The sequence below is a fragment of the Mycoplasma miroungigenitalium genome (genome assembly GCF_013008635.1).
Classification (GTDB): Bacteria; Bacillota_I; Bacilli_A; order Mycoplasmatales; family Metamycoplasmataceae; genus Mycoplasmopsis; species Mycoplasmopsis miroungigenitalium.
In genome coordinates this window covers 89,528-107,777 of the sequence record NZ_CP053096.1, presented here as the reverse complement: position 1 = coordinate 107,777, position 18,250 = coordinate 89,528, and the positions used below count along the sequence as shown (strand labels likewise).

The 18,250-nt window shown below is 29.9% G+C and carries 3 protein-coding genes; all 3 read left to right on the top strand.

Going from position 1 to position 18,250, the window contains the following annotated elements:
• Positions 1-499: 499 nt before the first annotated feature.
• Positions 500-871, top strand: coding sequence for a hypothetical protein (locus HLA87_RS00480; RefSeq protein ID WP_171110876.1), 372 nt, complete (start codon positions 500-502; stop codon positions 869-871).
• 161 nt (positions 872-1,032) lie between these two features.
• Complete coding sequence (locus HLA87_RS00475; protein ID WP_171110874.1) at positions 1,033-9,267, top strand: hypothetical protein; 8,235 nt, start codon at positions 1,033-1,035, stop codon at positions 9,265-9,267.
• Positions 9,267-18,080, top strand: a complete 8,814-nt coding sequence (locus HLA87_RS00470; RefSeq protein WP_171110872.1) for a coiled-coil domain-containing protein — start codon at positions 9,267-9,269, stop codon at positions 18,078-18,080. Before HLA87_RS00475 ends, HLA87_RS00470 begins: the two co-directional genes overlap by 1 nt.
• Positions 18,081-18,250 lie beyond the last annotated feature (170 nt).

Sequence of the window (18,250 nt, the reverse complement as noted above, 5' to 3'; positions counted from 1 at the left end):
TATTTTTTTATCTGTTACTGACCAAAAAAAATTACTAATTTACTCATATTTCAATTGAATTGGTAAAAACGTGCAAATTTTTTTTCAGTTTTTAATCATTTTTTCCTAATGTTGCTACAAAAATAGTCAAAAAGCGTTGTTAATAAGCTTAAAAATGAAGATATATTGATAAAAAAACGTTCTTTTTTTGCGCTCGTGATTCTTCTAAAATAATTGGAATATAATTATTTAAATAAAATAATAAGATTATTAGAAAGGATTTTATGGATCAAACATCACAAAATGTCTCTTCACAAAGTAAAGAGAAAAAGAATGTTGCGCTCAAAGTAATTACAATTATATTCACGATTATATTTATTGTGGTTATTGCATTAGCAATTGCATATATTGCAGATTTTTTGATATATCAAGGGTCGCACAAAGATGGTTTATTATGAACCGCGAATCAACGTGCCCACGGATTATTTAATCTGTTTAATAAATAATAAAAGGAGATTTTATGTCAGAAAACAAGAAGAAAAACAAAAGAAAAGCTTTAGCAGCTTGATTGATAGCCGGAATCCCAGCTGCCGCATTGGCTGTTACTGTACCATTGCTGCATTCCGAAGCGGATTTACAAGTTAAAGACATCGAAACTGTTGCATATACAGAATTAGATGATGTCGCAAAAAAAGCAGAAGAGTTAATTAAGTCAGATAGTGTTCAAAATTGAAGTGCAGATTCAAAAAGCAAATTACAGGCTGCAATCAATTCTTCAAAACAATTGATGGCGAATAGGGTTAAAGATCAAACAAACGATTCAAGAGCATCAATTAAAAATATGCTGGATAGTAGAAACAATCTTAAGTCATTAGTTCCTACATTAAATTAACTGAAGCTAAATCAGAGGACGAGATAAAACTAGCAGTCAAAGAATTTAGTTTATTAATTAAATCACCCGACTTAAAACACGATTTTAATGATGCGGTAGAAAAATTTGGTAAAAATGGTAATAAAGAGGAATTCGTCAATGAATTCAACAGAATTTATGAATTGCAAAAGAAGATTGTTTTTGATTTGGAATTAAAAACAAATGTTTTCGTTTTAAATATTATTGCAAATGTTGATAACTTGCATTTAGGAAAGAAAGTTGATAAAGTCAATAAAGTAATTGATTTTATCAATAAACGTTTAGCTCAAGAAACCATTTCAAGAGATAATGTTGAAACCTTGAATGAATTATTTGATATTCAAAGTGCGAAACTATATGATGCTGAAACTACTAACAACCAGCAACAAGTTGATAAGATTTTAAGTCAAATAATTGAAGCAAAAAAACAAGTTTCAACTTTTGAACTTGAACAAGCAATCAAAGATAAAATTTATTACGAATTAGACATCGTTGAAACATTTATCCAACAAAATAAAGGTCATTTAAATTTCAATGTAATTAATATAAACGATGATAATGAAGTTGAAATTGGTCAAATTTTAAGTGATTATGTTTCTTCAATTACTAACAGAACAGCAACATATTTCTTATCTACCGATGCCGAAATTATTCCGTTCATTAAAAAACAAATTGAAGAAGGCAAAAAATTATTAGATAAAATTCAACATCAATTCAAATCAGCGCTTGAAAATTCTCTTAAATCAGCCCAAAAATTTATAGATAGTAAAGATTATACTGACGCACACAAAGTTATTTCTGAATTATCTAAACAAATTAACTCTGTTAGAATTGCGAATAGAGTATTGCTAGATGCTAAGAATTCAATTGAAAAAGATACTAATAATTCAGGTCAATTTGACCAAGAATTAGTTAATGAATTGAATACTAAAGTAGATCAATTAGTTTACACAGACTTCTTTAAATATGTCAGCGAACTTAACGATGTTATTTCTTTAGTCGAAACAACTAAAGAAATTAAAGATTTTTATCAAGACAAATACACTAAACTAAGCCAACAAATTCAATTTTCTGCAGGAAGCGACCTTACACATGAATCAATCGTAAACGACCAAGAAAAAATTAATGCTCTAACTGAAACTAACAAGAAATTGCTTTTAGTTGACTTTAAGTCTGCAAATTTAAACACTATTGCGGATACTTTTGAACAATCTGTTGAAGTTGAAAGAACTATCAATAAACAAGAATTATCAATATTACTAAGTCAAATTCAAGAACAAATGGATAAAGACACCATTTCACCTGAACTTAAAAAATTATGAGAACAAGAAAAACCACGTTTTGAAAAATTTGTTAAAGTAAACTCCACTGCAATTCGTAGCGAAATGGCTGCTTACACCTCAGACCAAATTGGCGTTAACAAATTAAACGTAATCGCTGGAGGGTTAGTTAAATTCGCTCTTGATTTACGCGATAAAGCAATCATTTCAAACCAAGCTAACATTGTTATCAACAAAACTAACAATACATTAGTAAAAATTAAGGAAACTTGAAGTGAAGATGGTTCTCCAGTTAAAAAACAATTAACCGAACACATTGCTAAAATTGCTAACGAAATTGAATTGCTACAAACTAATGACAAATTAACTTTTAAACAAAAGCAACAACGCATTAGAGAATTGAGTGAATTACAAGACGTTTACGCACAAAAAATAATTGAAGCCAAAGAACTAGAAAAAACTCGTGATGAATCTTCAAATATTTTGGAAGTTGTTAAAGATAATGACAACGTTAAAATTTATCTTGCTGAAGAATTGAAAAAACTTTCTACACTAAAACAACAAGCAGACCAAGCACTTAATGACCCTACTCAACACAATCTACCTGAAATCCAAGAAAAACTTAAAAAAGCATTGGAAGATTTCAACGAAAAACGCAGTAATCTTGAAGCTCAAAACGCATCAGGCGTTATTTCAAAATTACTTGACGATACATTTGCCAAAAACCGTAAACCTGGCGAAGAGTTTACCCCAGCTGAAGCTAAAATGCGTGATGCATTGGATAAATTGATTGAAAAAGCTAAGGTTATTAACGACGACAAAACACATTATGATTCTGAATTAGACAAAAAAGATGCCCGTCAAGAATTAGCTAACCAAATGGACGTGCTTCGTGATGCTATCGAAGCTGTATCCGAAATGGAGCTAAGTCTACAAAAACTTATTAGTGAACACAGACAATCACGTGAAGTGGCCTCAAGCTTAAAAACTGACGCTGAAAAAGATTCGTTATTCAAGTCTGAAGCTTCTAAAAAGGAAATGAAATCTATCGCTGATGAGTTGAGTTCATCGAACGATATAATTTCAATTGAAATTGAAAAATTACAAAATATCATCGACAACATTATGTTTATTCCGGATGAACATAACCGTGGTTGAATTAATATGAAGAACCGCGATATCGATGATTTAACTAATGAAATTAAGCAAAATGTTGCAAAAGCTAAACTAAAAAGAGAACAATTAATTCTTAATAATCATAAAATCACAGCCGACGATATTGGTAATGATCAAATTACAAACGAGCCATACAGCATGTTGGTAAGTGATATTAATGTTTTTGAGAATGAAAAAAATATTGCATTATCTGAATTGGAAGCAGCAAAGAGAGAAATCGAAACACTAAATAACCAAATTGCTGAAAAACAAGTTGAATTAGATCGTTTATACAAAGAAAAATTAGAGATTAAAGATGATAGACAAACTTACAATCAGCCTCAAATTGTGACTGCTGAAGAAAAATTAGCTGAAAATTCTAAGAAAATAAAAGCAATAAACGATGAAATAAAATCATTACAACAAAAAGTTGCCGATAAATATCAAACATCTAGTTTGAACGCGGATTCAGTAGCTGGTAAACTAGCTGACCAACAAAAACTGCTTGCAAAAATTAAAGAATGTACTATCGAATTTTCTAAAATTAGTGAAAAAGAATATCCGGAATTACGTACTAATTTCAAGGGCGTAATTAATGCTAGTCGTGCTGTTATTTCAGATAAACCTAATAAAATTAATGACAAAATCCTTGCTCTAGAGGAAATGCTTGGCAAAATTGAAACATCTAAAGAAGCTAAAATTGAATTAGATAAATTAATTAAGGTTAAAGAAAATCAACATAATACCCCTGAAAATAATAAATATGAAAGAGTTATTTTTGCAAAATTAGATGAAGATATCCAAGCAAAAATTGCAGCCGAACAAACAAAATTAGCAGATCCAAGTTCAACGAAAGCAGATTTAGAAGCTGTTAAAGGTAGAGTAAGACTTTACGTTGATCAATATTCTGTTGCCAAACTTCAAATTGTTACAGATTTCAATAACGCCAAAAATAATGTAATGAATTCATTAAATACATTTTTAAATAAAGAAAAAGAACAAAACTTTGACACTTTAGTTAAAGATGGAGAGGCCACTACTGAAAAAGGTTCTGAAATCCAAAAATTAAAAGCTAAATTCGACGTGCTTATTGATACAAATTCTCCTTCTGAAGGCGGCCCTAGTGCCCATGATAAGGCTGTTATGGACGATTTTGAAAACATTAGAAAACAATTTGAAATTTGTTATCAAAAAGATGCATTCAAAAACGAAAAAGCATTGTTAGAAGCTAAAGTCAGAATACTGCAAGAAACACTTAAAGCCGACCCGGCACTATCAACTATTAATGGTGAAGACTCGCAATTAATGATTGACAAAATTAATAAAACTATTAAAGCTATCGATGATACTGTAAATAGACTTGATAAACCAGAAGACGTCATTGAGCAAAAACGAAGAATTGAGTCAATGAAGTTGCTTTTAGATGAGCAAAAAATTGTAGTTGACAGAATTAAAAAAGTTGCTGATCAAGAAGATAAAAGAATCGTTCTTGAAAAATCATTAGCTGCATCTGTTCCGACTGAATCGGCGACTGTTACTGACATTGACAATGCAACGATTGCACTGCATAATCAATATATGGACTCAACATCATTTGAAGACTTAAAAGCCAATGAAAGTGAACGTATTGATGCTGTAAAATCAGAGTTTGACAAGAAATATCAATCACAACAACACGACCCCGAATCGCAGGCTGCGATCACAGGGGCACAAGGACTAATCAAACAATACCAAAATGAACTAAATAGCATTCCTAACACAGGTAATAAAGATGAGGACAATGCCGCTATTTTAGAAATTGACAGTAAAATAGCTGTTGTTAGAAACAATATCGACAACATTTTAGATCTAGCAGAAGTTGTTAAAAAAGTTAAAGAAGAAGTTCAAACTGTATCTGATACTGAGGGGCCGGTTATTGATGTTGTTAATTCAATTAAAGCCGATCTTGAAAAACAATTTGCTCAAGCACGCGAAGCGTATAGAGACCCTGCTCAATTTAGTAATTTAATGAATATTAAGCAATCAATTAAAAACAATTTAAGAAAACTAAATAAAGTTGTTTCATTGAATAAGAACATGACTCAATTGAAAGCCGTCATTCAAAATGTTACATACAGACTTGGTTTGAAAGGTCAAAGTGATTTGGAATCCAAACAAACAGAAACTAAAAATTATTATGCTAAACTTGAAGATTTTGCTAAAAACACACAAATTAACTCAGATACAACAAAAGTCCAATCATTAGATAGTATTGTAATTAAATTTACTAAATTGGTTAATAAACAATTAGAATTGCTAAAAGAATACGATAAAGGTGATTGATTATTTGATAATAAAGTTTATGGTTATGAGGCCGATAAATTAAATCTTGGACAAGCTGTCTTAGATTCTGTTGTTGAAGTGCCTACTGGCGAGTTTGATTCAACAGCGCTTTCAAATGCTATATCAGTGAAATCTAAAGCGTTACCTGAATACTTCTCAAAAGCTAAAGATCTTTATGAGGCTCGAAAATCGGCGTTTGAAGCTTTGAAAAATGCTTATGATGAAGAAGATAAATTTATAACAACCAATCATTCAACTATTGATTCAACTGCCTTCAATGAATTAAATATTGACAGAAAAATATTCTATGTTGAAAAAATAACTGAAATTTCAAAAATAAAATCTACTGATGATTTAGAAAAAATTAACAGACTTAAAAATGAAGGTCTTTCTGTTCATTCATTATTCAGTAAGTATGCAGATTTGGCTATTGTTGTTGCTGAAGCACAAAAACAAGTCGAATCAGCAAAAGGTGAAAGCGATCCTTCACAAGATTTAACTGATCTATTAACTAAAATCACTCATGAAGTTGAAGAAGTTAACAAAACTGGAGCAACAACCGTAAAAAATAATTTCTACTTTAAAGAAATAAATGCATTTAATGTTCAAACAAAAACTAAACAAATTAAGACTGATACGGTCAAAATTTCATTGCTGATTTCTCACTCTAAAAAATTAAATGAACTTAATACTAATAATGAAATCGATTCAACTGAAAAAGCTCCGCTAAAAGCAATTTTAGATGCCATGATTGCTGAATTAAAATCTAAGGATACTATCGACATTCAAGGACTAAAAACACTTGAAGAAACCTATTTAATTAAAGGTGCTAATAGTTTTGATGTTAGTCTGAAAAATAGTATTGCACTTAAAAAAGCTATTGCTTCTGCTAAATTGTTTGTTCCAACATCTGATGATTCTGATTACAGAAATAACGAAACCGCCGATATGAAATCACTATATAATGAGTTAGATAATTTAATCAGTAAAGCAACATCAAACTTAAATAATATTTCCCATATTGAAAACAATAAACTTGCTTCAATTTACCACTTGACAAACACAACAGAAGGTATTATTGCAAAATTAAAATCGCAAAAACATGTTGAATCACGTTCATTAAAATTGGAAATAGATGATGTTAAATCATACCTTGATGACTCATATGATTCGGACGCAACACCATTGATGTCTGAATTTACATCTAATGCTGTTAATGTTATTGTAGATAGTCCAGCAGTTGAAACATTAGAAAATATTAAGGCCGCTCAAAAGAATCTTGTCACAGCAAAAAAAGCTTTAGAAGCTCAAAAACAAGCAATCATTAAATATGAAAAGAATCGTTTAACATTAGCTATTGAGAGATTACAAGCTTATACAAATCTATTAACAAGCAAGAGTGTTTCTGCCAAAGGGGAAACTCAAACTTTAAATCCTGCCGAAGCTAAAAAACTTGCAGTTTCATTGCGTCTTGATAAACTGCTAAACGAATATGAAAGCAATATAGCTGAAGCCAATAGAGTTCTATCAGCTAACAACAATGACTTTAAAACATATAGCAAAGCATTGAAAAAATCATTTAACATTCTTGACAAAAACTACACAACTGTTAAAGATTTAAGTAAAAAAGCAGCAGAATTATTAAAAAATCAAATTGATTCATTTAATAATCAACTGCAACCAGCTCAAGGAACAAATGTTAAAACATTACGTAATTACATTGATATTCTTGATAAAAAAGTAAATAACAGCAATGAAAAACACAACGCTTTACTAGCTGCTATAACTAAAGTTGGAACATCTAAAGATCAAATAGATACTGATTTGACTAAACTTGGAACAAAACAATTGACTATTGACTATAATCAAGACATTAATGAACAAGTCAAACAACCTATCCAAGCTGAATTTGACCAATATTTTGAAATAACACACTCAATTCTTAATGCATTGAAAGATATTGATACATTAATTTATGGTTCATCTAATGAAACCAACGTTGCAAAAAACAGCTCAGACACTTTAATCGGTCTATATTCACAATTTATTAAAGGCCGTGATTTAACTCATATGTTAGAACTTATTGCGGGTGAAAATAATAGAGCAAATGATAAGGTTGCCAACCCAGTATTTGCGAACCTAATTACCTCTTATAAAATTGATTATGATTCATTATTGACTCAAGAATCAATTTCAAATGATTTATTAACTAATTCTGAACTAGCTCTTAATGCTAAACAAAGTATATTAGTAAATATTTTCAAACCATCTGTTACCCTTTATAACTGAATGCATAATTCTTCTAATAAAAACTTCATGTTTGATTATATTAATACCAAAAATGGCGAAAACATGAAATATATTAGACCTAAAAAAGATGTTTTACTTGAAGATTTAATTGAAAAAATAAATCAAATTCCAGGTCAAGGCACATCATTAGAAATTGACATTACTAAAAATCAAGAAGTTCTTGACTTGTTCAAAACATTTAATATCTTGAAAGGAGTTACTCCTTACAATTTAGACAATGTTAAGGTGCTTTTAACTAGAACTTCAACTTCTCAACCATGACTACCAGTATTTTTACAAACTGATACGTCTATTAAGAAGACAAAAATTAACTTAAAAGTTGTTTATAATCAACCTAAAAACTCTAATAATTTCTTTAATGATGTTGCGACTATGAGTTCGATATTTAATGACATTTGAATTACATTTAATACTCAAGCATACATGAGAATTCAAAAAGATAATTTAGGTTCAGAAAACAGCGATACCGCTGCAAATAACAGTCATCAAAGAAATACCGTCATTTTCGAAGCTTCCAGAGCTGGATGAAACAATAAAACTATGAACACAAACATTATGGCTGCGGTTAATAAAGGTGCCGGTAAATATCTTGCAAAAAATGGCATGACTTTCTTTACTGAGGATGTTACATTCGACGATGAGCATTGAGAAGCTGCAATGTTTAATAAGTTGCCTAAACATTCAAATCCAAATCACTTAAAAGTTGAAGATATTGAAAAAGTTGACCCTAATATTGATATTTCTAATAGTACGGAAAACATGAAATTCAAGATTAGACTTAAAGATAGTGGTATTGAAATGGGTGGAACAATGTGAAAACATGCGCCATTAGCTAATGGTAAGAAAATTATGTTCTGAATCCAATCTGGTTCAGACCTTGAATGACAAGGTAACAGATATACAAACTGGATGCCATATGGAGTTTCTATTCCTGTATATGAAGAAGGAACTAATAGATATGGTGTTCTTCACGGGTGAGCTGAAAATGTTATTTCAAATGATTGAGAAGGAAATAACGCAAGTTATAAAAATAATTTTGAAATGAAGTGAGAAATATATTTACCTTTAGGTGATAAAGTTGAATTTCAAACTAATTATCCTAATAGAGATGCTAAATTCTATGCTAATAAATATGCAGAAAAGTTTGCAGGTCTTTTCACTGATAAAGGTAATCAAGCTTCAAATGTTAATAATAAAAACAAATTTGAAGCAAAAGTTGGTTGAAAATCAATGAATGACCCTGTTTCAATTAGAGGTATTGATAAATACGATTTCTTCTTGAGATTACACGAAGATAAAGGAGATGAATAATGACTAAGAAAAACGCAATAAACGGAATATTAATAACGCTTGGATCACTAGCGGCAGCTGGTGCTACAACAATATCATTGCTTGAACAACGAGCAAATTTTGATAGACAAAGTTACGTTGAAAAACAATTTGAAAATTCAATTAAATTATTTGACAAATATGTTGATTTAATGAATTTATCTCCCAAAGAAAAAGCAAATCTTGAGTCAGAAAGAGATAAAGCAAGACTAAGTCTCTCAAATCCTGAGACATCAGTCCTAACAAAATATAAAGAAATTAATAGTATTAATGATTTGCATAAAAAACACATCTTTGATTTTGCTAATAAAGTTGCTGACCAAGATGAAATCTCTAAAAAAGATTTAAACGCTCTAAATGCATTATTATCAGACCAAGCTAGTCGTTTGAGAGAAAAAGATTTAGTAAGTCAATTCGGATCAAATGAATTAACAAATCTAAAAATTGCTTTGAATGATTTCAATAAAATTAGCAAAGTACAACGTGTCCAATGAGTGAATAATTACCAAAAGGAATTAGATAAGTTTTTAACTAAGCAAGATTATTTAATTAAAGATATTCTAATGCAAGAAGGTAATACATTTGATGACAATATCACTGAATTAAATAAATTATTGCCAACAAAAGCCCTAAAAAATACCATTAACCAAAATATAGTTCAAGTTGAGCATGATGTATTAGCGAGAGAATTCAGAATCAATAACATCGAAATTAACAAAAGAATTATTGAAAACAAAATTATTGACGCTAAAGGTCAAGCCAATACAGAATTTGCTGCAGAATACGTCAAAATTACTGCTGAAATCACATCACTAGTTAATACTAATGTAGAAACTATTGCACAATCATTGTTTGAAAGTGCTACACCTAATAATAAAGATGATGAAGTAAAAGCTGAATCTGTTAAAAAACTTAGTGATTTAAAAGATTTAGTAAAATCAAATAAATCAATTGAAGAAAATAGAGTGCTAATTGAATCAATGGTTCAAGTTATTGAAGATTCTAAACTTTTAAACAGTTCACAACTTAATAGTCTTTTAATCAGAGATTCAATCAGTAAATACTTTAAACTTTCGGATTACTACTTAAACAACACGAAACTTAAATTAGAAGCAAGCCAAAATAAAGATGATATCGCTCAAGCAAATGAAGATATTAGAATTTATCATTCAGTACTAAATGACTCATCTTTATCAAACGCTGAAATTATTAAAAAACTAAAAGAACGTGTTAATTCTTATCAATACTTAGGCAAATCTAAGTTAAAAAATGTTTGAAATAGATTAATCACAGAAAAAAACATTATTGCATTAATCAATACTGATAAACCAGATAGCTACAACAAAACAAAATTATTAAATCAAGTGCTAAGCTATACTTCGCGTTTAAATTCATTACGTTATTTCAATGATAAACTTTCAAATTCATTGTTGTACTTTGAACAAGAACACAATAAAAATGTTAAACGTATAACTCAACAAGAACTATTGAAGTTGAATAGAGAAATTGATGAAATTATTGAAAATAATACTGATTCAGCAAAAATTAAATCATTAGTTGATGCAAAATTAGACGCAATGTCTACTTTAATAGAAACTAGAAAAGAATTAGATGAAATTAAGATTCAAATTAATTCGACTATCATAAATTTAAATGACTATCCTCAACAAGTTAAAGATAAATACTTGAGCAAGTTAGTTAAACAACAAGCAACAGATTTAATCAACCAAATTTCAGATGCAAACATTTTTGTTAATTTAGATACTGATCAAATAGTTGCTAAAAAATATTCAATTAGAGAACAACTAAGATCACTTCAAAAAGTTGAATTAGCTTACTTATATGCCAAAACTAATGCTGAAGTTAAAGCGATGAAATCAACATTACAATTATTGAATAAACTAACTGAACAACAAGCACAAGATTTAAAATCTCAACAAATTGACGCAGTTTTACTTGAGAAACTAATTAATGAATTAAACAAGGAAACACAAAAGATTGTTTCGGTTAAATTCAACCCAGTTGTTTCAACAGTTGTTTTAGACCAAATTAAGAAATATAAATTCTTAGTTAATGTTTTAGAAACAACTATCACTCAAAACCAAACTGCTTACGACCGTTTACAGGCACAAATTTTTGCAGAAAGAACATTTAATCCAACCGGTGAAAATCCACACGAATACACTGAAAATGAAAAAATTCAATTACAAAAATTAAAATCTAATAAAGATTTATTGCAAAATCGTGCACAAAATATTAACGACTTGCTAAGCGCTCTTGACCGCAAAGAAAACGGTCAAGGCGATTTAACGCAAGACCAAAAAACTCAATTCGAAAATTCTGGAGTCTTTGCTAATGCTGAAAGTGGACAGTTAAAAACCTTAAATGATGTAGCAGATCAAATTAAAGATATTCAAAATTCAACAAGTATTATTCGTGATGTTAAAGATTCATTAAAATCATTAGATAAATTAGTCGATGAAATAAAAGCAGATGCTGATATTGTTGATCAATTTACAGAAGAATTCCAAAAAGTTGATGATATAAAAGATCAAATTTCTAATGAACTTAAACAAAACCCTGTTAATTTAGACAATGTTAACAAACTTAAACAACAAGCCATTAATTTAGCAAAAACTTTAAAAGAAAAACGTAATAATAACTCTATTGAAGCTAAATTAAATGCAATTACGGCGGATATTGATAAATATTATCCAAACCAAGAAGACAAACAACCTTCAGCCGGAGAAAATGCTCTACGTAAACGTTTAGAAGATTTAATTAAAGAATCTAAACAAGAAAATCTAACAACAGAACAAAAGAAAAAAATTCTTGAAAAAGCCGAACTTCTTAAACAATCTATTGCTAAGGTTAAAGAAATTGAAGACAATTTGAAAACCTTTGAAAAAAATTCAGAAGAGTTTAATGCAAGTCCTGATAAACGTTCTGGAGTTCCTAAAGCTATTGCTGATTCAGAAGAAATCAAAACCAAAATGGATGGTATTTTTAAGGTTATTCAAGCTGGTGAACAAATGCCAACTCTTGCAAGTATTGAAGACGCTGTAAAGAAAACATCTCAAATGAATGATGATTTAGTTTTAGCATTCCATAAAGACCAAATCAGAGCACGTAATGAATCAATTCAATCTAAGGCATATCCTATTTCCGGAGAAAGTGCAGACACATTAAAAAACCTTGTTAATACCGCAATCAAAGATATTGATTCATATGCTCAAGAGAAAGATAAAGCCAAGTCAGATGCAACTGCTAAAGACGCTGTTGCTGTATTGTCTGCCCAAGAAGCTTTAATTGATCGAATTAAACAAGCAATAATTGAAAAAGAAAATATTCAAAGTGATCCGACTTTAGCACAAAGTGAATCAGCTAAAGAAGCCAATAATTTAGGTGAAGTCATTAAAATCAACTTACCTGCAAAAGGTGACACAAGTGAAATGACTGCAGCAAAAATGAAAAAAATCACTGATGCCATTGAAATTGCGAAAGCTAAACACGAATTGCGTAAAGTGATGGTTAATGAGCTAGACAAGGTTTTATCTCCTTCACAAGAACAACGTACATTATTAGAAAGCGTAAAAACCGCTGTTAAAACCAATAAAGCAACATATAAAGATATTATTGAAAACGTCAGTTATTCTCCCGAAGCTATTCTTCAGAAGGCAAAAGAACTTCATGAAAAAGTGGTTTCTTTAAATGCTGAAAAGGAAGAATTAATTGCGACATACAACAAAGAAAAAGCTCGTATTGACGCCTTTGTTGCTGAACTTGACCAAAAAGCATATCATGATCAAACAAAACCAGACCAATACACCAATTTTGATGATTATGAAAAAGCTCGTCAAAGTTATGTAACTGATTGCGCTAATATACTTACTTCAACAATCGATTCAATGCAACAAGCAGAAAAAGCAATGAGATTTGCTTACAATAAAGATCTTGTTCAAAACAGACTAGCTAAATACGAGGCATTTGTTACAAGCGAAATTGACAACGAAACCGGAACTAAACCAACTGGCACTGCCAATGTAATGGAACACATCCAAAACTTTAAAAATAAAATAAATAATGAAATCAATAAAAATATTGAAGGCGCTACAGCAGATTCAATTATTAAAAATATTGATGCAATGGAAAACTACAATAATCGTCAAAAAGATATTATTGATTTAATCCATGAATACGAACTCGATCCTGATAAGGATACTCATAAAAAAGCTCTTCAAGATTTAAATGCATTATTAGGTGCGCAATACCAACCTTTAGCAACTGATCAACTAAATCTAAAAGATAAAACTTTATTGAGCGAATTAAAACGTATTAAAACTGAAGCTGGATTAAAATCTGAAAACAAAAAACAAGGCAACTTGTTATTGCAACACTTTAATAATTTCAGAGCAATTCCTGAGTTAAATAATAATTCAAATGAAACAAGAGTTAAAGTTAACGAAGTAGTTAACGAAATCATTGGTAAACCAGTAGATTTAGGTAATTTGGTGGATAATTCACTGACTCTAAATTCTGGCAAAATTATCAACAACATATTAAATGAAAACTTAAAACAAAATGCAAATAAAGATGTCTTAAATTCAATCAATGACAGAATCGAAATAATTAAACAAAACAAGATTTATTACGATGCATTAGGCTTACAAGTTGGTTCAGCCGAAACATTAAGTCAAGCAAATGCAAATACTGTTTCAGACACTGTAAAAAGTTATTTAACCAGTGATTTACAACCGCTTATTGACAAGGCTAGAAATCTATTTAGTTCTGACACAAAACCGGACGATAAACACTCAGTTCAACAATGTGTTCAAGAAAACAGAGCAAAATTTGTTGAAATTATCAAAGCTATTGAAATTTCTAAAGAGAGAATTAAACAAGCTCTAGAAATTAGTGGCACTGTTGACGAAGCTAAAAATATTAACCAATCTGTTGATTTCTTTGAAAAAGATGGTATCAGTGGCGCACAAAACACTGAAAAATTACAAAACTGATTAAATTCTGTTGTAAGTGAAGCGAATAACAATATAAATGAAAAAGACAAAGCTAAAGAAGCTAGAATTGCTCTTGTTAAGGAAAAATCACTTAAAGCATTAGAATTTATGAAAGCGCTAAGCGACGTTTCGAAAACAATTCAACAATGAAAAACTGAACGTGAAAGCGCGCCTAAATATAGTGTAACTATTGAAGACGAAAAAGCAATGATTCAAAATCTTTGAGATATATTGCCTAACGATAATGAGGTTCTTACTCCGTCCCAAATTGAGGAAAGAATAACCAAGATTAAACAACAACTAGCAAATCAAACAGTATTAAGAAATAAACGTAAAGACACATTAGATTCATTGAATGAATTCAAAAATAGTCCTAACTACGATGCTGCTAAACAAACTCATAATTTAGGCAGAGAAATTGATAAGAAAATTGATGCTCTTCTTCAAGAAACTGAAAACGCTAAAAACAACAATACAATGGATGGTGTAATACAAAAGGTAAATAATCTTAAAACATTCATGCCTAAATTGCTAGAATTAGCATCTAAACTGAAAAAAGTCAACGATTTCAATAGTTCTTTAGTTCCTCTAAATGAATCCATTTCTCAAGATAAAGAACAATTATCAGCAGCTATCGACTCTGCAACAGTATTATTTAGACAAGATATTCCAACTGATGAAACTATGGCTGCTAAACAAGATGAAATTGTTAAAAACATTAAACTTCTTGATTTACATATGGTTCGTCTAGATGTTAACCAGGATAGCGCTAGAATTCAAAGCGAAATTGAAAACGACACATTAATTACAAAAGAAGAAAAAGATGTAATTAATGCAAAAATTGCAGAATTCAACAAAGAATTAAAAGCAATTCCTTTATCTGATACTACTCCTGCAAAAAATTATTATGATTTGAGGGATAAATGATTATCTGGCGAAGGAAATAATTCAATTAAATATGTAATTAAAAATTCTAGAAACCTTACTACTCAATATCGTACTGCAGAATCATTATTAAGATTACAACGTAGTGGATTAACAGAAAATGTTGATTCAAATAACGTAAAAAACGCCTATGCTTTACTGAAAGAATCAATTAATAAAGCAAAAACAGCAAACAAAGCAATGCAAAATGATGAAAAAACTAAGGTAGCATTGCAAACTGAATTAAGTGATAATATCGATAAACTTGTTTCTTCTAAAATTCTGTCTGCAATGACATTGAAGGCTAAAACAAAAGAATTATTAGATTCGTTAAAATTAGCTTCTAACAAAGCGAATTCATCGGCACTATTGGGCGACTATGAACAAAAAGCAGTTAATGCACTTGACTATACAAGACCTCAAGGTGCAGCTCCTGAAGATATCATTGAAGCAGTAAATAAATTGATTGAAAAAGCATTAAATGAATATAAACACCAAATTAAGAATGCTTTTGATGTTCAACATAATGAAATTAATAAATCTCTAGCCAATTTAACCAACTTTAGTGAATTCCTAATCGATTCATTATGAGGTAAAAAATCTAAAGACAACTTTAATGCCATTGTTCAAGCTAAAGCTTTAACAAAACAATTTATCGAAGCAAATAATACGCTAGGCTCACGCATCAATTCTTTTGTTAAAATTGATACACAAGCCGGCCAAGATACTTTTGTAACAGCATACCTAAACAAAAACTTTGAACTAATAAACGAGTCTAAAGCTAAAATTGAAAAATTCATTAACCAATTAAGAGTCGATTTCGATCAAATGATTAAAGTTCAAAACGGTTTAATTGATTCATTAAATACAACATTTAAAAAAGGTTTACAAACCACTGACGAAACAACTTTATTTGAAAAATCAGGTTTAATTCAAACTCAAAAAGATTTCAATGAATTTAGCTCGGCATTTGAAAAAATTCAAGGTGTATACACTAAGATAATATCTTCTAATTCAGCAAGTGAGTTACAAAACTATGTCGATTCAATTAATTCGTCAATTAATCAATTTGATAAAATGATTTCAACATTTAAAAATGAAGTAACCGTTTTACTTGGAAAACGTGTAGATTTAACTGAAATTTACAAGTATCTATTTAAATCAACCGTTGTCTGAGGCAATGAACCAAAATTAAATGATTTAGAACAAGCTTATGAACAAGCGCTTGCTCCTATCACAGCCGAAATGGCTAAAATTAGTAAAAACAATAATTCAGGCAATTGAGTCAGCGAATTTAACACGACTGAAGCAAATAAAATTGCTATTAACACTATTTTTGAAAAATTACCAGAATTCTTAAATTGAACTAACACCAATAACAATTTATTCTTTGAAAATGTTATTGGTAAAGAAAGTTCAGATGAACAACAAAACCTCGATAAACCATATTATCAAATTGTTGCTAAACCTTCAATGACACGTGAAGAATTTAAGACTAATTTCAGTAATATTACAAACGGAATGGAAAATTCACAAACTGAAATTGACATCACAAATAACGATCAATTCTTAAATATGTTTGATGAATTTAATTTCACAAAATTAGATGATGGTTCAATTTATAATCCTGTTAGCATGAAAGTTTACTTGATAAAACAAACTGATATTAACTCGTTCTATCAAGAAACTAAGAGTTCGCAAGTTTCTAAAAGTATTAAAATTAAACTTAGATATAAATACGAACCTTCTAATCTTTCAATTTACAAGGAATTCAAAGGATTTGAAACTGAAAGAACTGTTGAAATTCCATTTACAACTAAAGATGAACTTAAACTTTTAGATGGTTCTGCGGATGTATTTTATAAAGATTATGTTAAAGAAAATATAGGCTACAACAGTAAACAAGTAATTGCTAAAGCTGACGAACTTGGTTGAGAAGAAAACGATTTAAACGCCATAAGTGCTAAAACCCTTGAAGCCTTCAAGAAATCACTCGGAATTGTCAACGAAACTGATGAAGTTATCGTTGATTACGCTAACCATAAAATTTATGATATTAAAGGTGGCAACATAACTGAAAGAACAGGTTTTGTAGACTCAAAAGACTCTAAATTCGATTTCAAATTCTTATTCCCTGAATTCTATATTTATCAACAATTTAGTCAAATTAACGCTGATTCAAGTAAACAAATGCTTAGAATAAGAGTTAAAAATCACCAAATTTATATCGAAGCTGTATTACCGTCTGTATTATTAATTGGTAATTCAAATATTGATCACAACACTAAAACTGTAACCGCAGTACAAAAAGGTGATTTCAAACTTCTTGAAGACGAAAAAACTATGGCTGCTGCTACAACAGTTTCAATGAGATTTGCAGTTGATTATGATACCGCAACTAAAAATATCTATTTATTTACTACACGGTTTGAAACTTGAATTGTTGCAAAACACAGACAATTAAGCGACCCTTCAATTAAACCAACCGCAACCTGAGAACAAGATGGAAAAAATGCTTACAACTGATCTAATATTGATTTTTGTAAATGATTAGTTACTCATGGCAGTGTATGACAAACTGAGGGTAATAATTTCAATTCATCACCATTATATAAACCTAACGAAACCGGTTCTGGCTCCGATAAAGGTAATAGAGATGATTTAGATAAGGCGGTAGGCAACGAACAAATATGAACTAAAAACCCACGTGCAGCAGAATGTTATGTATGATCAGATGGTACAACACCTGAATCATTAAAAACAACTCATATTCTTACAGCATTTGAAAAATTATCAACAGTTTATAACTCTGGTGTGTTCAGATTCATGTTTAAAGATATAAAACCAACTAAATAATTTAGCATTAAAAGCAAGTTAATTCCTTGCTTTTTTTTGTTATCTCTTTATATTGTTCGTGCGCGTTCGTGCGCGTATATATAAAGATAAGAAACCAAAAATATAATTTATTATCTAACAACGCTTTTTGGCGTATCATATATTTATTAATCATAAAAATATTAATTTCG